The sequence below is a fragment of the Neolewinella persica DSM 23188 genome (assembly GCF_000373105.1).
GTDB classification, from domain to species: domain Bacteria; phylum Bacteroidota; class Bacteroidia; order Chitinophagales; family Saprospiraceae; genus Neolewinella; species Neolewinella persica.
Window position 1 is genome coordinate 36,263 of the sequence record NZ_KB890443.1, and the last position, 20,597, is coordinate 56,859.

At 53.7% G+C, this 20,597-nt stretch carries 13 protein-coding genes; 5 read left to right on the forward strand and 8 right to left on the reverse strand.

Annotated features, from left to right (window positions below; all coding sequences use genetic code 11):
- Positions 1-201 precede the first annotated feature (201 nt).
- On the reverse strand, positions 202-1,329 hold the full coding sequence (locus tag B036_RS0118180) for a TlpA family protein disulfide reductase (RefSeq protein WP_020570161.1): 1,128 nt from the start codon (positions 1,327-1,329) through the stop codon (positions 202-204).
- A 150-nt stretch (positions 1,330-1,479) separates the two neighbouring features.
- Positions 1,480-2,592, reverse strand: coding sequence for a hypothetical protein (locus tag B036_RS0118185; protein WP_020570162.1), 1,113 nt, complete (start codon positions 2,590-2,592; stop codon positions 1,480-1,482).
- A gap of 546 nt (positions 2,593-3,138) precedes the next feature.
- Between B036_RS0118185 and B036_RS0118190 the strand changes: the two genes are divergently transcribed.
- A complete protein-coding gene (locus B036_RS0118190) occupies positions 3,139-4,407 on the forward strand; it encodes an aminotransferase class V-fold PLP-dependent enzyme (protein ID WP_020570163.1) in 1,269 nt (422 codons plus the stop codon).
- A gap of 293 nt (positions 4,408-4,700) precedes the next feature.
- Here B036_RS0118190 and B036_RS0118195 read toward each other — a convergent pair whose 3' ends face one another.
- Positions 4,701-5,900 carry an ATP-grasp domain-containing protein gene (locus B036_RS0118195; RefSeq protein ID WP_020570164.1) on the reverse strand — a complete coding sequence of 400 codons (1,200 nt, stop codon included), beginning with the start codon at positions 5,898-5,900 and terminating at the stop codon, positions 4,701-4,703.
- A 236-nt stretch (positions 5,901-6,136) separates the two neighbouring features.
- On the opposite strand from B036_RS0118195, the gene B036_RS0118200 reads away from it, so the two are divergent.
- The gene (locus B036_RS0118200) at positions 6,137-6,691 is read left to right on the forward strand and encodes a thioredoxin family protein (RefSeq protein ID WP_020570165.1); all 555 of its coding nucleotides are present in this window, start codon (positions 6,137-6,139) and stop codon (positions 6,689-6,691) included.
- Positions 6,692-6,755: 64 nt separating this feature from the next.
- Here the strand turns inward: B036_RS0118200 and B036_RS0118205 are convergent, their stop codons facing one another.
- From B036_RS0118205 to B036_RS0118225, 5 genes are all read right to left on the reverse strand, one after another.
- The gene (locus B036_RS0118205; RefSeq protein ID WP_020570166.1) at positions 6,756-9,398 is read right to left on the reverse strand and encodes a DUF5916 domain-containing protein; all 2,643 of its coding nucleotides are present in this window, start codon (positions 9,396-9,398) and stop codon (positions 6,756-6,758) included.
- Between the two features lie 424 nt (positions 9,399-9,822).
- A complete protein-coding gene (locus B036_RS0118210; RefSeq protein WP_020570167.1) occupies positions 9,823-10,485 on the reverse strand; it encodes a GIN domain-containing protein in 663 nt (220 codons plus the stop codon).
- A 256-nt stretch (positions 10,486-10,741) separates the two neighbouring features.
- On the reverse strand, positions 10,742-11,170 hold the full coding sequence (locus B036_RS0118215; protein WP_020570168.1) for a DUF1801 domain-containing protein: 429 nt from the start codon (positions 11,168-11,170) through the stop codon (positions 10,742-10,744).
- A 99-nt stretch (positions 11,171-11,269) separates the two neighbouring features.
- A complete protein-coding gene (locus B036_RS0118220; protein ID WP_026232102.1) occupies positions 11,270-11,941 on the reverse strand; it encodes a GIN domain-containing protein in 672 nt (223 codons plus the stop codon).
- Between the two features lie 181 nt (positions 11,942-12,122).
- Positions 12,123-13,325, reverse strand: a complete 1,203-nt coding sequence (locus B036_RS0118225) for a thioredoxin family protein (RefSeq protein WP_020570170.1) — start codon at positions 13,323-13,325, stop codon at positions 12,123-12,125.
- A 777-nt stretch (positions 13,326-14,102) separates the two neighbouring features.
- Between B036_RS0118225 and uvrA the strand changes: the two genes are divergently transcribed.
- The 3 genes from uvrA to B036_RS29960 all read left to right on the forward strand — a co-directional run bounded on the left by uvrA (position 14,103) and on the right by B036_RS29960 (position 20,576).
- Positions 14,103-16,925: an excinuclease ABC subunit UvrA gene (gene uvrA / locus B036_RS0118230; protein ID WP_020570171.1), complete on the forward strand. Its 2,823-nt coding sequence runs from the start codon at positions 14,103-14,105 to the stop codon at positions 16,923-16,925.
- A 191-nt stretch (positions 16,926-17,116) separates the two neighbouring features.
- Positions 17,117-19,450, forward strand: a complete 2,334-nt coding sequence (locus tag B036_RS0118235) for a helix-turn-helix domain-containing protein (RefSeq protein WP_020570172.1) — start codon at positions 17,117-17,119, stop codon at positions 19,448-19,450.
- A gap of 76 nt (positions 19,451-19,526) precedes the next feature.
- The gene (locus B036_RS29960; RefSeq protein ID WP_020570173.1) at positions 19,527-20,576 is read left to right on the forward strand and encodes an NAD(P)-dependent alcohol dehydrogenase; all 1,050 of its coding nucleotides are present in this window, start codon (positions 19,527-19,529) and stop codon (positions 20,574-20,576) included.
- Positions 20,577-20,597 lie beyond the last annotated feature (21 nt).

Sequence of the window (20,597 nt, forward strand, 5' to 3'; positions counted from 1 at the left end):
AGGGAAAACGGAAAAAAGGTAAGTACCCTGCCTTTCGGGATGAATGCTGGTTTTTAGTCGACCGAAATGCGGGCATTTTAGCTTCGCTGGTGCACTTTTTGGCCGCATCTACCAGGCCTTTGGAAGTGGGCGCGGCCGCGGGTGCAGGGAAAAAGAGGAACGTAGCAAGGGAATAGCGGTTGAAACTCACTTGACGGACCGTTACTCCCCCATCTCAATCAGTCGTTTTTCCAGCGCCCCTACCCAATCATGAAAGCTGGTGACCCGCCCCCGGGCATTTACTGTGACAAAATACGGAAGATAAGTACTGCAGTTAAGGCGCAGACAGGTCTTATCCGCCGCCCGATATAGGGGCAATTGAAAGCCAAGCCTCTCAGCGATGGCCTTCAAGTTCTCTACCCCTCTAAAGCGGGAAATAACGGCGACATCAATCTCTTCCCGGCTTGCTGCAGGCAAGGCTTGATACAGGCTGTCCAGGCCACGGAGTTGTTTCTCCCCATCGAAGCCACCCCAAAAGTATAAGATCAGTTCTCGCCCCGGTGTTCGCTTGATCGTGGTAGCGTTACCATCGAGGTCTTCTACGGGAACGGCCTTATAACTCAGGTCTATCTCTGCGGTCAGGGGCAGGCCCCGTGCATCCTCCAGCAGCTCGATTTCAAGGCTGCCATAATCGTCTGCGATGAAATTGATGGCGTAATACTGCTTACCGACCCGAAAAACGGTCTGCCGGCTGATCTCCCCGACGCAGGCCATATCAGTCATGATGGGCAGCGTATCATTTCCGTAGGTCGTGAGCAGCAGGCGGTCAGGCACTGGTTTGTACTCGAAAAAGTCCCAGTCAAAGGCAGGCCCCTCGGTATGGATAAGGGCGATCCGCAGGGAGTCACCGCCCAGTACTACGTCTGCTGCCGGAATATTGACGCGCACGCGGCGGTAGTTATCTATTAGCATAATGTTGAGGTCCCGGGAGATGGAGTCCATACGGCGAACCCAGCCGGGATAATGCTGTCGGGAGCGCAGGCCGCCGTTAACGTGTTTTACTTCGTACCAGATGCGTTCGCTGCGAAACTTGATCTTATCACCCGGTAATTCCCCGTTTTTACCGGTTACTAATGTATCCATTTTTGCATAAACGGCCTCCCACTTCGCCGTATCCTCCAGCTCCCAGTATTCCTGATAATAGCCACCGGAGATGTTGCGAATAGCGTCGGTCAAGGGAATAACGCGGGTGCGGCCATCGGCAAAAAAGTCGGAGGCGCAGGAAGTCACACCACAAGAAAATGCGACCAATAAGGCGAAAAAATAAAATATGGAACGGGGGTTCTGCATTTCGCAAGATCGTCAGCCCAGCGGGGTTAGGCAATGCCTGGCGTGTGAACGATTGGTTAAAAATCAGGTTGCCCGATCGGGGGGGTGGGCTTACATCGCGATTTCGACCAACTACGTGGGTTAAAAGGCGGCGTTACCCTTTGCTTCTTCCTACTTCCCTTGCACCTGCGGCCCCGCCCCCATACGCTCCTCCAGCCAATTCGGCCAGCCGTAGTAAGTTACGATCCGCCCCCACTCATTGATATCGACGTAATAGGGAACGTAGGGATGGCAATTGAGCCGCAAACAGGTCTTGGACGTCGTCTTGTAAGACGCAAAACTAATATCATTTGCGCGCATGAATGCACGTATCGATTCCGGGTCATTGAGGCTGTTGATCAGGACGATTTCCATCCTCGCGCGTTCGGCCACCGGCATTGCCCGGTAAAGGCTATCGAGTTTGATCACGTCCTTGCCGCCCGTCGGCCCCAGCCCCCAAAAATAGAGTGCGAGATCGCGCCCCGGCGTTCGCTTGATGGTGGTCGGTTGCCCGTTCATGTCCTCCACCTCCACCTGCTTGTAATAAATGTCCAGTTCGGCGGAATAACCGATACCCCGGGCATTCTCCAGGCGCTCAATCTCAATTTCCCGGTAATCTTCTGCTACCGAACGTAAAACGTAGGCATGCCGGCCTACCCTGAAAACTGTTTGGCGGGAAATGGGGCCGATGTTATCCTGGTCCATCGCGATGGGCACCACCTCATTTCCGTAAGTCGTCAGTATCAGGTAATCCGGCTCATTGAGGTCAAACGTCTGCCAGGTGAACGCCCGATCGGTAATGTGGATGAGGCCAATGCGTAACGAATCACCGTCCAGAACGACATCCGCCGCGTTGATCTCTGCGGTAACCCGGTTGTTGTTCAGCAGACGAATGACGTTTACTTCGTCACCGAGTGTGTCAAACCGTCGCTCCCATCCTTCGTGTGGATCGCTGCTTCTCCAGCCATCTTCGGTCAGCCGCAGCACGTATTTATCACTACCCACCCTTAGGTTCATCCGGTCATGCGCCATCAGGATGGTATCTGCACGGCGTAAGGTTGTTTCCCACGCTGCCGTATCCCTGATTACCCAGTACACCTGCCCCCGGTTCACGGTGGTGCTGCGGATACTATCCGTCAGCGCCACCTGATAACGTCCCGGATAGACGTCCGGACTACAAGCCTGGAAGGCAAGCCAAATGGCGCACAGACTAAAAACCAGGGTTAACAATATCGGGCGGGGCATGCCCGCAAGTTCGGCAACCTGAAGGGGATGAGCAATGGCTGGGGTGTGAATGTTTGGTTAAAAGAGAATAAGTGAACGGGTGAATGATTGAATAAGAGAACAGCTACCGCTGTTTCCACTCGCGGCGCTTATTAGTACATAATGGGTAGTAAGTAGTTGGTAGTGCTACCGCGGCCTCAGCCCGCTTCGCTCGTACGGCTAAATTTTGGCCATAAAAGCGCACACGAACGATGTGAATACAGCTTTGCAGCAACACTTATTGAATTATTGATTGATGGTTGTTGGTTGGCTGCCACCAGTCCGTTCTCGCTTCCACTAGTCTCGTCTTTACTAAATGCCCATATTCTTCTTAATGAAGCTCTTAATACCTTAGCCTTAGTGGTTCCTCCAGTGCTTACACTGCGCTTGCTCGCCCGGGTTGAGCAGCGAAAGGGCAGCGAAAGGTACTTGCGGCAGCTATTCGATTATTCTCTCCGTCAGTTATTCGATATATTTAGCTTCGCTGCCGCCTTCAGCAGTCGTCCATTCCATTATTCAATCCCTTCCATGCTAACCCGTCGCAACTGGCTCCGTCAATCCATACTCACCTCCGCTGGTGCCGCGCTGCTGGCCCCCAACACGCTGCAGGCACTTTCCGGCCGGCAAATCAATGTATTCAACCAGCTGGGAACTTCGGCCAACGACGAAGCCTACTGGGAGCTCGTCAAAGAACAATTCACCTTTGCCCCGGGCCTCACCTACTTCAACAACGGTTCTTTAGGTGCCTGCCCGGACCACGTGGTGCAGGCCACCAATACCTTCCGGCAAACGCTCGATGGTTTTCCGTCTAAATACATGTGGGGCGGTTGGGACGAGGAAAAGGAGGCTGTCCGGGAAAAGGTCGCCAACATGTTCAGCGTTTCTCCGGAGACGATCGCCCTGATCCACAATACGACCGAGGGGATGAACCTCATTGCTTCCAGTATGAATTTGGCAGCCGGCGATGAAGTCCTCCTCAGTAGCCACGAACACACCAGCGCCCGGGTACCGTGGAAGTACTGGCAGGAAAGCAAAGGCGTGGTGCTGAAGGACGTACCCCTGCCGCTGTTGCCAGCAAGCAAAGAGGAAATAGTAAGCTTATTCCGCCAGGCCATCACACCAAACACTAAGGTCATTTCCATCGTCCACGTGACCAATACCAACGGGATGATGCTCCCGGTAAAGGAAATCTCCGCTATGGCCCACGAGCATGGGGTACTTGTAGCGGTAGACGGTGCTCAATCTATGGGGATGTTCCGAATTAATCTTGACGATCTGGGCTGCGACTTCTTCACTTCGAGCAGTCACAAATGGTTGTTCTCCCCCAAGGGGATGGGCGTATTCTACGCCCGGGAGGAAAGCCAGTCCTTACTTAAGCCGCTCATCGTCTGCCGGGGTTGGGAAAACAAGACCATCCGACGGCTGGAAAACTACAACACCCGCAACCTGCCTGAATTATTGGGGCTGGGGGCCGCCCTCGATTTCCGGAGTCTCATTGGCCAGGAACGAATCGAGCAGCGGATTTTTGAGCTGAAGCATTACCTGCTTGGCTTACTGGAGGGGGACGAACGTTTCGTGGTCAAGACCCCACGGGCGGATGATCTTTCCGGGGGTATTCAAACGGTGGAGGTCGTCGGCAAACAGGTAGGGGACGTAAGAGATGCACTTCGTGACGATCACGGGATTGATTGCCGGCCGATGTCGGGGCATGGGATCAACGGGGTGCGGCTGTCCCTGGCGATTTACTGTACTAAGGCCGACGTAGACAAACTGGTTCTGGCGCTGGCGGAAGGATAGTTTTTTGGCGGGGACGCAGGTGCAAAAGATGGTTAGAGGGTAAAGATTGCCTTCATCGCCAGGTGAATAGCTCAAGCACTGCTCAATTCTTCTCAGAGAGATGATAGCAGCAAGTATTCAGGAGAGCAACTCGGCTGAAGCCGAGGCTACACGTGTAGCTCCGGGTGCGGTGCCCTTCGGGGCTGGCTTCGCCGGTCGCGTCTGCCTTCGGCCGTCAGCCGGATAGCTCAACTTTAATTTGAAAAACCCATTGGCCGGTGCTGTGCTGCAAATGCTGCAAACCGGGACGGCGGCTAATTAGTACTCTTAGGCGGCGCCGGCATACTCATATGGTAATCATTGGCAATGATGCTTGCGTACTTATCCAATATTTCGAGAATCCGGTCGGTTGAGTCAGAGGCGACAATGACGCCGACGTGCTGTTTTTTGTCCATCTTCCAAACGACCTCGGGATCGTTAAAGGGCGTCATATCAGGCTTCGCGTAGCGGGAGAGGGAAACGATGATGCCGGACTGGTCGAAGCGACGCTCGGGCAAGTGGTATTCTTTGCCATAGGCTTTGGCTGTTTCCAGACGGGCCCACTCGGCCCACAGGGAGATGCCGGTGGCGGCCTCGACCATTTCGGCGAGGTGGGCACCGCCCACCCGGCTGGCGGTTTCGAGGAAGACGAAGCTGCCGTCGGGCATTTTGATGAATTCGGTGTGGCTGGCGGAGAACTGCATGTGGAAGGCGTCCATTACTTCTCCGGTCAGTCTGCGCAGGGTTTCCGCATCGGGATGGTGGTACGGGACGCTGACGGAGCGGAAGATGCCACCGCCGTGGGCGACCTCAAAGGGCGTGTCCAGGTAACGGGAGGACTGACAAAAAACAATCTCTCCATCGACGCTGATCGCGTCGACGTGGTACACATCCCCGGGGCGAAATTGCTCCACGAGGTACTGGTCCCGTTTTTCGCCCAGGCTGTGTACGTGCTGCCATAGTTCCGCAGCAGAATGTACTTTCTTGATACCCGTAGCACTTGCTTCTCCTCTTGGTTTGATCAGGCAGGGGTACTCGATGGTGTTGGCGAATTCCGTGAGCCGAACATCGTTGAACAAATCACTGAATTTCGGCACGGGAACGCCCTGATCCCGGGCCTGCACGCGCATCGCCAGTTTATCACGGAAGTAACGCGCCGTGGTTTGCCCCATTCCCGGAAGGCGAAACTCTTCCCGCAGGTAGGCCGCCTTCTCCACGTCAAAATCGTCCAGGGCAACGATGCGGTCAACCTGCTTACTGCGCATCAACCAGGAAACGCCCTTGGCCAGATTGGCCAGGTCTGCGGGGGCGTTACTCTCTGAGTCAATGAAGAAAAATTCATCGATGGCTTCCCGGGGCCAATCGGCATGCTCCAGTTTTTTCACCGTGATGAAGAAGATTGTATTGCCGGCTTCTTTAGCAGCGCGGAGGAAAGGAGAGCCTTTAAAATAGCAGGAGATACAGAGGAAAGTCACGGATTAGTATTTTAGTCTATTGGTAATGTGGTCTGCTGGTCTGATCAAAGTCAGGGCCAGCGCGGCTAAAGTTAACCCGTCGGACCATGCTTTACGTATTGCGCTTTGAAAAACCTGGTTTTTGCACCTGCGGCCCCGCCCAAAAAACAGCCCGATTATGAACCTTCTCCCCCTACCTGGTTGTATTCCTACTAAACCTTCAATAGTCCAATAGACCACAATACCAATAGACCAATATGGCCCTCGTAGAATCTACCATGCTCCCCATCGGCACCGTTGCCCCAGACTTTAACCTGCAAGACACCGTTTCGCCGGTAAAATTGAATTTTAACGACGTAAAGGGCACAAAAGGCACCCTTGTCTATTTCATTTGTAATCACTGCCCCTACGTTATCTACACCATCGAGGAACTTGTGGAAGTAGCGATGACTTACGAAGATCTGGGCATTGGCACCGTAGCCATCAGCTCCAACGATGTGGCCAAATACCCACTCGACAGCCCGGACAACATGGAAGCTTTCGCGATGAACAACCTATTCAACTTCCCCTATCTCTACGACGAAGACCAGTCCGTTGCCCGCGCCTACGACGCGGCCTGCACCCCAGACATTTACCTCTTCGACGCCGATCAAAAGCTCTACTACCGTGGCCGCCTCGACGCCAATCGGCCCAATTCCGGCCTTGCACCCGACGGCGCCGACCTTCGTTCAGCCATTGACGCCATGCTGGCGGGGGAGCCAAGCCCGGAGAAGCAGTATCCTAGTGCGGGGTGTAACATTAAGTGGAAATAAAAAGCCGGAGGCTTTTTTAGACGAAAAATCGCTGCGCTCCCTTGCGTCTAAAGCCGGCGCGCGCTTAGCGCACAAGCCGGTAAGTCCCTTTGATCAAAAACGTATTCCGCAAATCGTTGGCAAACAAGTCCTCGGTAATGGCGGAGAAGACGCTTTTGGAGGGATCGGTTCCACCAGCGGTACCCTGTGACCAGACGAGGAAGACGGTGGAACTCGGGCGGTACTCCCACCGAACGACAAAATTGGAACGGAACTGCAGGAAGTTGAAATCCGGATCGCTGAACTCCCAGTCAATCGCCCGGTCATCATCGTCATCAACCTGGTAATTACCCGTTTCACTGTTGAAGCTGACCGCCGCTTCGGGGAAAATAGCAAACCGGTTATCGAAGTTCTTCGCTAAGGGGTCATCCACAATCTTGAACTCATCGTAGATGCCACGAGCTACGAAGGGCTGGGCGTAGTACTGGATGGTAAAATCAGGGGTAATGCTGTAGGTTGCCCGCATCGTCAGGCTGAACACTTGCTGCTTGATTTGGCCATGGACGTAGCCCGTACGGCCGTCGTCCGTTTGGGTAGTGATGTACTGGTCGCGGCGGGTAGAGGGATTGAAACTTGGCTCGATGTACAGCGAAAGGGCGTCGGTGGGTTGATAGCGTACTTCCAATCCTACGGAGCCGCCCATCACGTTACCATCATAACCTTGCCCCCCGTTGAAATACAGGTAGCTGGTTAGCTTCTTACGCTGATCGGTGCCAATACCGCCGCCCAGCGCGTAGCCGGGTGACCGACGGAATAGTGGCCCTCCCCGCAGTGCATTCCGGCTGATGTCCTGCTGTTCGAGGTTCACGAAAAAGCGGAAATTGGAGAAGTTCTTGAACTGCCCCCAGACGTTGGTATTGTAGCTGCGGTTAAGCGCCGCTCCGCTCCAATCCCACCCAGAGTAGATGTTGTGGTTCCACTGAAAGCGGTTGAATTTTTTCGTCGGGTTCCGCCAGCGGCGTGCCCCCCAGGCAAAGAAGTTGACCTGTTCAGTATTGTTCAGAAAGCCGATGTCGTTCAGTTCCAACCCAGGGCTGCGGAAGGTCACTCCCGATTCAAAGACCCAATCTCCGTCAAATTCACCAATGGCAACGGTACCGCCCGTGCCACTCAGGCGGGTCGCGGAGGTGTCCACACTCAGGTGGTCGGCATCGGGCCGTTGGAAGTTGTGCTCGAAGGCCGTTTGGGTTCGGGTGATCGCTTCTTCGGTACCACGCACCTGGCTCCAGACCATATTTGTCCGCAGTTGCCAGGCCCGGTCTTTCCACCGGTGTACCAGGTCGATCCCGCTGGAGTAAGCACTATTGTGCAGGAACTCCAATTCCGGCGTTTGCAGGTCGCGGTTCACGCTGGTGAGCATCACGCCGATGGTGCTTTGCCCATCGTTAAAATCCTGCTGTACCCGGCCAACGTTGTAAGAAGTGAAGGGTTCTACCTGTTGTTTGGTTTCCCCGTCGTTATCAATCACCGTGGCGAATTCGCGCTCGGTGAAGCTTGACAACAGGCCGAGAGATAATCCAGATCGGGTCTTGCCACTTACCTTGGCAGCACCGAGAATAGTAGTATTTTCTGGCTGCTGGACGAATCGCCCAACGCCCGTATCCTCTCCAACGAAGCGGCTGGGAGCGCCGCCAATCCGGCGACTGTAGAACAACAGATCACCGTTGTACCCGCCACCGGCCTCTGCCTGGGTAATGCGGTAGTCAAAGATGTTTCGACCCTCCACGAAGAAGGGACGTTGCTCCCTGAAAAATATCTGGAAACCGTCGAGGTTGATCGCTCCGGGGTCAGCCTCTACCTGGCCGAAATCCGGGTTGATCGTGAAGTCTACCACCACGTCATTGGTAAGGCCGATCCGGCCATCCAGGCCGGCGCTCAAGCGCTCATCCGTCTTACGGTTGAAGGGGTCATTATCAGGAAAATCACCACCGGTGCGGACTTGGCCGAGCACGTAAGGCTGAATTTCCAACGGCTTGCGAGGTTTGATCCCCTCCAGCCCTTTCAGCGTGCCGAAGCGGCTGACCCAACCGGGTTGGTTCTGCTTGACGGGGGCCCAGGAGCTCATCTCCTGTTCCCGGAATAACCGGCGGTTTACCTGCAGGCCCCAGGTCTGGCTTTCTGCTTTGCCAAATCGGAGTTGAGAGAAAGGAATCCGTGCTTCGGCGGTATATCCCTGGTCGTCCGTCTGGGCCTTGAAGAACCAGTAGGGGTTCCAGCTGCTGTCCCAGTCGTTACCATCGTTGCTGATAAATTCATCCCCTCGCACGCCGCTGGCGGAGGCGGAGAAAGAGAAACCGGTCCGCTTATCATTGAAGCTGTCGAAATTTATTTCGACCCAGTCTCCGGGGAAGTCATCCCGGCGACCGAGGCGAGCCTCAATTTTTTCCGGATCGGTATCGAAAGCACGCCAGGCTACGTAGATGAAGCGGTCATCGTACAAAATTTTGAAGGCAGTTTCCTGGGTAACCGGATCAGCGTCGCTGGGCTGGCGCTGGTAAAAATCAGTGCCCCACTCTACCTGATTCCAGGCGGCCTCGTCGAGTTTCCCGTCTATTACGGGCGCCTCGCCTTCAATACGTTGGGTAGTGTATTCCGGTGCTGAGGTTTGGGCCGTCAGTCCGGTAAATAAGAAGAGCTGCAGCAGCAGCGTGGTTATGATCAGTCTCATTCTAAAGGGGTGTAAATACTAATGTGTTAGTATAGACGGTAAAGAATAAGCAGGGTTGCACCTTGCTGGATAAATTAACTTTTGGCGGAAGCGGGAGGGAAGAGGTGGCGGGGCCGCGGGTGCAAGGGGGAGGTAAAGGAGAGTTGGGTTCTTACCACGCCCCGACAGACGGACTTTCCCTTTTTCGCTCCTCCGTCGCGAACGGGAAAGAATCCGTCGGACGGGGCGGTTCGGCCGTCCGACAAATTCTTTTGGCCTGGCGAAGCCGGACAGAAGTTTGTCTGACGGCTTTGGGCCCAGAGACAATCCACGCTATTAAAATCAATCAACCGAACAGCTCAACTTCCTTTATAAAAACACTGCTCCCGTTACAGCAGCTGTAACGGGAGCAGGTAAAATTCATCTGGGAGTGCAATCCCAAATATTAATTAGCATTCACAATATTGCTCGCACCAGAGGTATTAGCCGTAATGCTCGGGTTACCACGGTAACGCAGCGTACTGGCGCCGGTAACGGACCCGGAGATCGAATCAGTAGCCGTAAGACTTAGTGAACTTGCTCCGCTGATGTTTACGTCCGCCTGAGTCGCCGTCAGCGAAAACAGGGAGGCCGTACTCGCACCGCTGATGGCTGCGGAAAGATCAGCAACCGTAGTAGCGGATTCGAAATCCAGGTTAGAAGCACCGCTTACATCAATGGAAAGGTCTTGTATGTTTACGAAGCCAACCACATCCACTTTGGAAGCTCCACTTACCTCGACCTCTTCCAGCGCTGGCATAGTAATGTCGATTGTTACATCAATTTCGCGGTAGTTGCCCGAGGCCAGTTTAACCTCCAGCATATCTCCGCTTCGGCGGACGAGCACCCGATCCTGAACATTGTCGTTGGCCCGAACGGTGACGTTAAATTCAGTACCAAACGTAATGTTCGCATTCAGCGCGCTGCTGATTTCCACACCGGTAAAACCGGATACGTCGCGAATTTCAGTGGTGATATTATTGGACCCCACAATGCGTTCATTGCTCTCGCAGGAAAAAGTAAAGCAGACCAGTGCAACGGCCAGCAGGAAAAAAGAAAAGCGTGTCATGATAGAAGGTTTTGTGGGGTAAAAAGCAACATTTGGTTATGGTGAAAGGAGTTGCTTTTTTACCCGGTTGGTTTGTGGAGAGGGACGAACTCTCCGCACGGGGGTTGCACCTCCCGAAGTGAATGTCGGAATGAAAGGATAGGGGAATAGCTACCACAGGGGAGTACTTGCTACCGCTCGCGGACATTAGCCTCTACTTCCTGCGGCGGTTTCCAGCCTTTCCATTTCCTCGTCTTCTGTTAAACCATTCTGTCTACTAGTATCGGATATCCCCTTCCCTCACTTTCTGCACCGAACTTACTACCATTTCCTGCAATACGTCGGTATCCACATCGCTGAGTTTTTTCAGGTAAAGGCAGCTTTTCCCGAGCTTGTGCTTTCCGAGTTTTTCCAGGCTTTCCTTTTCACGTTCCACGCCGCTCATAAGATAAATGCTCAGAGCTGTTTTTCGCGGGCTGAAGCCCGTGAGCATCCAATCTCCCTCCCGCCCCGAAGGATATACATAGCGATAGCTCCCGAATCCGATGATACTTGGGCCCCACATTTTCGCCGGTTCGCCGGTCACCTCCTCCATCATTTTCAGCACCCATTCGGCGTCCTGACGTTTTTGTTCGTCTTCCACCCCAGCGATAAAATCTGCAGGAAGGACGTCAGTGGGCTGGGTTTTGTTTTTTTGCTTGGCCATGGTTAAAATCAGTTAGTTATTCAGGTATTATCCCTCCTAATATACGCAAGGTTTTAGCTTGTGGGAAAGTAAACAGTGCCGTATACGGGAGCACGGTAATTAGTTTGCGTCAATAACCTGCCCGGCACCACCGCTTGATTCAATCTCTATTTGCGGGTGGCCACGGTACAACAGGTTCCCTGTTCCTTCAAGGTTTATCTTAAGTTTATCCACCACCGTTAGGCTAATATCCCGGTTGCTTACGGAATACACTTCTGCCTGTCCGATCTTAAGTCCGAACCCGTCGACAAAGGAGTTGTAGCCAGCGGAAAGTTGCAGCCGGTCCACCCAACCTGCCTCCAACTTTAACTCGGCGCCGTCGCCCAGGGTGATGGCCGCAGTCTCCCGACTGGCAAGGCCAGAAACCACCGTTTCCCCCGCCGTCCTGATGATCAGATTTTTTAGCTCTGGTAACCGGACCATTAGCTTTGCGCTGGAGAACTGGTCCTCCAGTTCATCCGCCTCAAAACGTACCGAGAGAACGTTGTCAAAGACCTTAGTGAGGTGGTAATTATCCTGCTCCCAGCGTTTGGTCAATAAACTCACCTCATAAAATTCTCCGGCTACGATGGTTGTCTTGATCGGTGTATTTATGACGATTTCACTAAAGTCTTTGATGTCGTAGTATTCCGTCACCACCCGCTCTTCGTAGGGGATTACCTTCCCTATACAGCCGGGAAAAAGCATTGAAAGCAGGCAAAGGATGGTTAGTAGAAACAGGGGGCGCTTCATCGGGGAATTAGTTGTCGGCAACGCTTTCAGTATCCCGCTAATGGGAACAGGAGTAACCAGGTTCAGGTATTGCCTGAAGGAGGCAGGAGGTAGCCTGTCGGTTGGTTCTCAGTGCTTAAAAGCGAAGCGGGCGTACCGGTTTTCACCAGTACGCCCGCTTAATATTTTAGGGTAACCCAACTTACTTCTCGTCGAGAATTTTAGCCGTTTCACTGTAGTCCTGGCCATCTTTCTTGGCTAATTCGATAGCTTCCATGGCTGTCTTTTTGGCCATTTCCTTATTGCCTGTCTTGCTGTATAGCCAAGCCAGGGTGTCCATGTTGGCGTATCCAGGCTCCATTTCTACAGACTTCTTCGCCCATCCCAGGGCGGCCTTCAGTTGCTCCGGATCATCGCTGGTTTCGAAGACCGTCCACGCAACGCTGTTGAGCTCCATGGCGTTATCAGAACCGTAAGCATTGTAGTACTTGACCGCAGCAGGAACGTAGGCCTCGTTATCCCGGGTTTGCTCAGCGTAGAGCATATTGTAATGATCCGTCAGGCGCTGAGCGATGGCACCGCCGTGCGCTTTGTAGATGGGGGCCATCTCGTCCGCAGCGGGGAGTTGTTGAGCGCCTTTTTCCTTCATGTAGTTGGTAACGAGACTCCGCTGGATGGTCATCATAAAGGTACCGGCACTGGATGCTTTAATGGCGTCATCGGCATTTTCAAGTAAGAAAGTCATGCGTTTGCTTCCGGCCTCTCCGGGGTTAAGGAGGAGTAGCTCCATCATTCCTGGTGCAGACAAATCTTCCTGCATGTCGAGGTATTCTCCGGCAAGCTTACGTGCCTTGCCGTCTTCCATTAAGCTGGTTAGTACTTCGGTGTAGGTAAGGATAAAGCCTGCATCGCGTTCCCCGCTTTCATAGCGCTTGTTCATGGCACCGAGGCTGTTTTCGCCAGTAGCCGCGTCGGCCAGAGCCAGGAATTCTTCCTGTTGGATGTAACCGATACCCTTGTGTACAATGTCGCCATTGCCATCAACAAAGAGGTAAGTCGGATAAGCCGCTACGCCGTAGCGCCTGGCCAGACCCGGACCTTCGCCCTTTTCCATGTCGAACTTGGCGTTGATGAATCTTTCGTTGTAGACCTTACCTACTTCTTCCAGCGGAAATACTTTGGCCGCCATCATTTTACAAGGGCCACACCAGGTGGTGTAAGCGTCGATAAAGATTACCTTATTTTCTTTTTTGGCCTGAGCCAGCAGTTCGTCGAATGGCTTTTCCACAAAGGTCATGCCTACATCGTCGGCCCCTTTAGCTTTGAGGGTCATTGTAGCAGACGTCTGCTGGGCGGTTACGCTCAGCGAGAAAAGGCAGAGCAGGAGGTAAAACGTATGTTTCATTTAGAAATCGGTTGTAATGGTTATTGCCCAATTTACGGGAAACCGGGTGGAGTATTGGCTAACGTTAACGACTTTAGGTTAATTATAAGACAATTGTAGTAGTCTTTTAGTTGGACGGGAAAAGTGAACGGGAGAATTATAGAATGGGAGACAGCCGCAGGCAGCAGCGCAGTTAATAGCTGCCGCAAGTCCTTTCGCTGCCCCCAAGGCATTCACCCGGGCGAGCAAGCGTAGCGCCGCGAGTGGTATGAGCGGTAGCTATTCCCCCATTCACTCATTCTCTTATTCATTCATTCTCTCCTGGGCGGGGTCGCAGGTGCAGGGAAAATCCTTGAAAGAGCAGGGGAGGGACCCGGTCACCGCTATTTACGATAGCGTTTGGACCCAGCGCTCTATGAGCGCAAGGGCTAGAAATTCATAGCGTTTACTTTCTATCCTGCGGTACACTAGTACAGATCACTCCCCCCTGCGCTCATAGAGCACCGCGTCCAGTCTTCCCCGGAGGTGAAGGACACCAACCCAATCATTTTTAGTAAAAGCCAAAATTTCAAACTATTTTTGCCATTCAAAGGAAAAACAGCTTGCTGTTCTGAACCCCGGGCCCTGCTTCTTCATTCATTACCTTGCACCTGCGTCCGCGCCTTGTTAGTCTTGTAGTGTGGTAGTATTATAGTCTAGTAGCCGCTACCGCAAAGAAGGTATTATATCCTGCTCAACATCCCGGAAAACCAGGCAACTAGACACCCTGACAACTCGATACCCCGACAACTCGACTAAATGACCAACTCCGACCTCCGCACCTCCATTTTCATCAAAGGCGCCCGCGCCAACAACCTGAAGAACGTGGACCTGGTGATTCCCAAAAATCAGCTCGTTGTCGTTACCGGCGTGAGTGGCAGCGGCAAGTCGAGTATTACGATGGACACGCTCTTTGCCGAAGGCCAACGCCGCTACGTAGAAAGCCTGAGCAGCTACGCCCGGCAATTCCTGATGCGGATGAAAAAGCCGGAAGTGGATTATATCCGCGGTATTTGCCCGGCCATTTCCATTGAGCAGAAGACTACTACCGCCAACGCCCGTTCTACGGTGGGCACGCTTACCGAGATCTACGATTTCTTTCGGCTGCTCTACGCCCGCGCCGGCCGAACGTACAGCCCCGTAAGCGGCGAGGAGGTAAAGAAGCATTCGGTCACGGACGTCGTCAAACACATCACCAGCCTCGAAGAAGGAAGCCGGGTTTATCTCTACTCCCCGCTACCCCGGCAGTTCGATGATCGCACCCTCCGCCGCGAGCTGGAATTACTCCAGCAAAAAGGCTACACCCGCGTCATGGCGGAGGACCGCGTACAGCAAATCGATGATCTGTTGGAAGCCAACGGCCCCGCCCTCGCCAAGACCCTTGCCGAGTTAACCGACGAGGAGGAAATGATGGTCCTCATCGACCGCTTCGTCATCAAAGCCGGCGACGAGGAGAACGAAAAACGCATCGCCGACTCCGTCGGCACCTCCTTCAATGAAGGTGGCGGCGAAGTAGTAGTTTACCTCGACAACGACAACTGGACGGCCTGGAACAATCGTTTTGAACTGGACGATATCGTCTTCCCCGAACCCAGCCCGGCCCTGTTCAACTACAATAACCCTTACGGTGCGTGCCCCACCTGCGAAGGCTTTGGCCGCACCATGGGTATTGATGAGGACAAGGTCGTACCCGACCCGGCGAAATCCGTCTACGAAGGCGCCGTAGCCGCCTGGTCCGGCAGCACCTTCGGTGAATGGCAGCGTGACTTCCTGCGTGCCGCCAACAAATTTGACTTCCCGGTCCATACGGCCTACGCTGACCTGACGCGGGAACAAAAACGCGTCCTCTGGGAGGGGAACAAACACGCTAAAGGCATCCAGGCTTTCTTCGACGACCTGGGGAAGAAGCTCTACAAGATTCAGAACCGGATCATGCTCGCCCGCTACCGCGGCCGGACCACCTGCAACACCTGCCGGGGTGGCCGCCTGCGCCGCGAGGCCGAGTACGTAAAAGTGGGCGGCTACGCCATCACCGATCTGCTCGACCTCCCCATCGACCTGCTGCAAAAGCACTTCGGGGAACTGGAACTGAACGAAACAGACGCGGCAATTTCCAAGCGCCTCCTCCTCGAGATCAATAACCGGATCCAGAGTATGATGGACCTGGGGCTGAGCTACCTGACGGTTAACCGACTGAGCAACACCCTGAGTGGCGGTGAGAGCCAACGGATCAATCTGACCCGGACCTTGGGCAGTAACCTGACCGCCTCGATGTACATCCTGGACGAACCCAGCGTGGGCCTGCATCCCCGGGATACAGAACGACTGGTTGCCGTGCTGCGCCGCCTGCGGGATCTGGGAAATACCGTCTTGGTAGTGGAACACGAAGAGGGTATCATCGCCGCCGCCGACTACCTGATCGACGTTGGCCCGGCTGCGGGAGTTCACGGTGGTGAAATCGTCTTTGCCGGTCCGTATCAAGACATTCACGACGAGGCCACCGAAAGCCTGACAACGAAGTACATGAACGGGCAGATGTCTGTTCCCATCCCCGAGCAACGCCGCCGGCTGACCAACTGGCTCAACATCGAAGGCGCGCGGATGCACAACCTGAAAAAAGTGGATGCAAAGATTCCGCTGAATGCGCTAACGGTCATCTCCGGCGTATCGGGCAGCGGTAAGACCAGCCTGATCAAGGGCATCCTGTACCCCGCCCTGCGGCGGGAACTCGGCGAGGGGTCCAGCCAGGCGCCGGGGCCACACATTGGCCTGACCGGCGACCTCAAGCAGATCACCCAGGTAGAGATGGTGAACCAGAGTCCGATCGGGAAGTCCAGCCGGTCTAACCCGGTTACCTACGTCGGGGCCTACGACGACATCCGTAACCTGATGGCCAGCCAACAGTTGTCTAAGATCCGCGATTATAAGCCGGGGTTCTTCAGCTTCAACGTTGATGGCGGCCGGTGTGACACCTGTAAAGGTGAAGGCGAACAGACGGTGGAGATGCAGTTCCTGGCTGACGTCCGGTTGGTTTGCGAGGAATGTAACGGTGCCCGCTTCAAGCGGGAGATCCGCGATGTCCTGTACAAAGGAAAGAGCATCACCGACATCCTTGACCTTAGCGTAGATGAGGCCATTGAGTTCTTCGCGGATGAAGACAAGCTGATGAAAAAGATGCAGCCGCTGCAGGATGTTGGCCTGGGGTACATTACCCTCGGGCAATCGTCTTCTACCCTCTCCGGCGGAGAGGCCCAGCGGGTTAAACTGGCCAGTTTTCTCACCCGGGAGAAGAAAGGGGAATCCATCTTCTTTATTTTCGATGAGCCGACTACGGGGCTTCACTTTCACGACGTTGCCATCCTGCTTACTGCGCTGAATGCGCTGGTGGAACGGGGGCATACCGTCCTGGTCGTGGAACACAATATGGACGTGATTAAGTCTGCTGACTACGTCATTGACTTAGGCCCGGAAGGCGGTCGTGATGGGGGGCATATTATTTTTCAGGGAACGCCGGAGGGGTTGGCGGACTGTGGGGAAGGATACACTTCCGGGTATTTGAGGGAGGTTTTGGGAAGAGACTGATTAGGCCATTAAGACCGTGCTTTCCACTGCTCTTTCCTCCAATATTTTGCACCTGCGGCCCCGCCCTAATGATGGTTTGGCGCGGTCGCAGGTGCAAAGAGAAGGAAGAAAAGCAGGGAAGAAGACTTTGGTACTCCCGAAAAACCCGATACTTTTACTGTCGATTCTCCAAACCCAGAACCACCTGATCCATGTCAGCAAAAAAAGCAGAGCGCCGTTTGGCGGCCGTGATGTTCACCGATATAGTGGGCTACACCGCACTCATGCAAGCCGACGAAAAAAAGGCCGTTACGCAGCGGGCGAAACACCGAAAGGTTTTTGAGGAAACCCACCAACGCCACCAGGGAACCATTTTACAATATTTTGGCGACGGTACCCTTAGCATTTTCAAAAGTGGCGTAGAAGCCGTTGCCTGCGCCATTGCCATTCAGCAGGTATTGAACGTGGCGGACGGTATCCCCCTGCGCATCGGGTTACATACTGGCGACATCGTTTTTGACGGAACGGAGATTTACGGCGACGGGGTGAACGTTGCCGCCCGCATCGAAAGCATGGGCGTACCCGGCGGCGTGTTGATATCCGGTAAACTAAACGAAGAGTTACTTAACCAGCAACACCTTACGACGACTACACTTGGCTTTTTCAGCCTGAAAAACATCAAGCAGCCACTGGAGGTCTATGCAGTCACCAACTCCGGTTTGGTTGTTCCCCAACGCCATGAATTACGGGGTAAAAAGACAGTGAGTGAGCATACCGTAGCTGTCTTACCCTTCCTCAACCGCAGCGCCAACCCCGAAACCGAGTACCTCAGTGACGGGATGACCGAAGAAGTCATCAACGCCCTGTCCAGGGTCCAGCCCCTGAAGGTGACTTCGCGGACCTCTTCTTTTTTCTATAAAAACAAGCAGGTCCCCCTACCCCAGATCGGCCAGGAACTCAACGTTGCCTATATCCTGGAAGGAAGCGTCCAGGTGGCGGCTAACCGGATGCGGATAGCGGCAACTCTGGTGGATGCCCGGGAGGATATTCCCCTGTGGTCCGAAACGTTAGACCGAGATATCAACGACATCTTCGCCGTACAGGATGAAGTAAGTCTCCTCGTTGCCGACCGGCTCCGGGAACATATTGGTCACTTCGACATCGACGAGCAGCTGGTTCCCCAGCTCTCCGTCAGCGTCGATCACTACAAACGTTACCTGAAAGGGCGGTTCCATATCGTTAAGATGAGTGCGTTGGAGATCAAACTAGGAATGTCAATCATGACGGAAATTGTCACCGAGCAACCAGACTTTCCGCTGGCTCACCTCGGCCTTCATCTTGGCTACACTTTACTGGCAACCCTTGGGATGATGCCCGCCCAGGAAGCGTTTGCTAAGGCACAGCCTTACCTCGACAAGGCCATTGAATTGGATGACAGCTTAGCGGAAGTACAGATTCATTTGTCCTACCACAGTTTTTTACAAGCGTGGGATTTTCCCGGCACCTACCAGCATTTGCAGCAGTCTTTCGAAAAGCGGCCTACGGTGGAATACTACCAGATGATGGCTTCCGTACTGGTAGTGGAGGGGAGGCTAAAGGCAGCTCATAACTATATTGATACGGCCCTGCAGATCGATCCGTTTTCAGCCGTAAATTCCCACCTGAAAGGTTTTTTGTTTTACCTGCAAGAGCAATACACTCCCGCCATACAATACTTTGAAAAAAGTTTGGTGCTCAAGTCGGATAACCACGTTTCCTTCGTAGAACTGGGATTGGCCTATCTCCTGTCTGGCGATTATGAACGCGCGCGGACCTTTTATGATCAATTGCCATTACCCGAAGATGATCTGTTGGTCGTTGGGGGGAAAGCCATGGTTCACGCTTTAACCGAGCCCGATCGTGCCCAGGAAGGAATACGGCAGCTGGAAAAGGCAATGGGCGGACCGCAGATGGACCAGGCTTTGAACCAATTAACCCTATGCCACACCTTACTTGGAAATAAGGAAGAAGCCTTGAAACTGTTAGCGCAGGGGATTGAAGCGCGGCTACTCCTCGCAGTCTATACACAGATCGGCCCTGTCCTTAAGCCGCTACGGTCGGAACCGCGTTTTCAGGAGTTACGGCAACGGGTTTTGGAAAATACTTCACCGCCGGAAACGACCCAACGCAAGTACAAAAAAGCACTTTTATCAACGGAGGAAATTAGCCGGTATAAACTAAGACTGACGCAAGTAATGGAGGAGGAAAGGCCGTACTTACGCCCTGATTTAAGCCTGCGCGAGTTGGCGGGTCGGCTGGACCTCCCCCACAACTACCTGTCTCAGTTGTTAAACGAAGGCTTTGGTCAAAACTTCGCGGAGTACGTGAATACGTATCGTTTATCCGCTTTCAAGTCCAAGGTTGTCAATCCGGCTTTTAAGCACCTGACCCTACTGGGGCTGGCGTACGAAAGCGGGTTTAACTCGAAGACCTCTTTTAATACTTTTTTCAAAAAAGCGACGGGGCTTACTCCCGCTGCCTACCGTAAAAAGAGACTGAAGAAATAGGTTCGGATTTAAAAACCCGAACGATTCGCGTACCTGAAAGGCCGTGCTTTGTGGAACAAATCAAAACCACAAAGACATGTCAACTGCTATGATGAAGGCCGCCGTACTCACCCGCTACGGGGCTCCCCAAAACATCAAAATCACGACCATTAAGCGGCCGGTCCCGAAAGCCAACGAAGTTTTGGTCAAGGTATACGCTACGCCGGTCACTACCGCCGATACCATGATGCGGCGTGCAGAACCTGCCATCAGTCGACTGTTCATGGGTTTCACCCGCCCGCGCAACGACGTTATGGGTACCGGATATGCCGGTAAAGTGGTCAGCGTCGGTGCGGAAGTGGAAGACTTTGCCGTCGGCGACAGGGTTTACGGGGAAAGCGGCCTTGGCTTCGCGGCCAACGCGGAGTATGTCTCCGTTGCAGCAGATAGGGTTATTGATTGGGTTCCGATGGCACTTTCCTACGCGGAAGCAGCTACGCTGTGTGACGGGCCGCTTACGTCCTATCATTTCTTAAAAACGCTGGCTGACGTCCAGGCCGGTCAATCCGTGCTCGTCATCGGCGCTTCCGGTAGCCTGGGGACGGCAGCGGTACAGCTGGCGCGCTCCTTCGGTGCCCAGGTCACCGGCGTTTGCAGCACCCGCAACGTGGAATTGGTGGCGTCTTTAGGCGCACAAAACGTGATTGACTATACTAAAACGGACTTCCTCCAGATGGCAGAAACCTACGACGTGATCTTCGATACGATTAGCAACACTTCTTACGGAAAGTGCAAGCACCTGCTTCGGGAAGGAGGGCTTTATATGTCTCCGGTCCTGAATTTTCCACTTCTGGTGGATATGCTATACACCCGTTTTTTCTCCAGTAAAAAAGCCAAGTTCGATGCTGCTGGTCTACTGAAACCCCAACAACTTCGCGGATACCTGGAGAACATCTCTCAGTTAATCATTGATGGAAAACTACGGGTCATTATTGATAAGCAGTACACTTTACCGGAAGCAGTAGCCGCTCATCGCTACGTTGACACCGGGCGGAAGCGGGGAAATGTAGTGCTGACGGTAGTTCATACTCCTACTCGCAACCGCACGGATACGCTGACAACTTATCCTCAAAATTTAATTAAGTAACCCAACTCTTCAACCTACAAT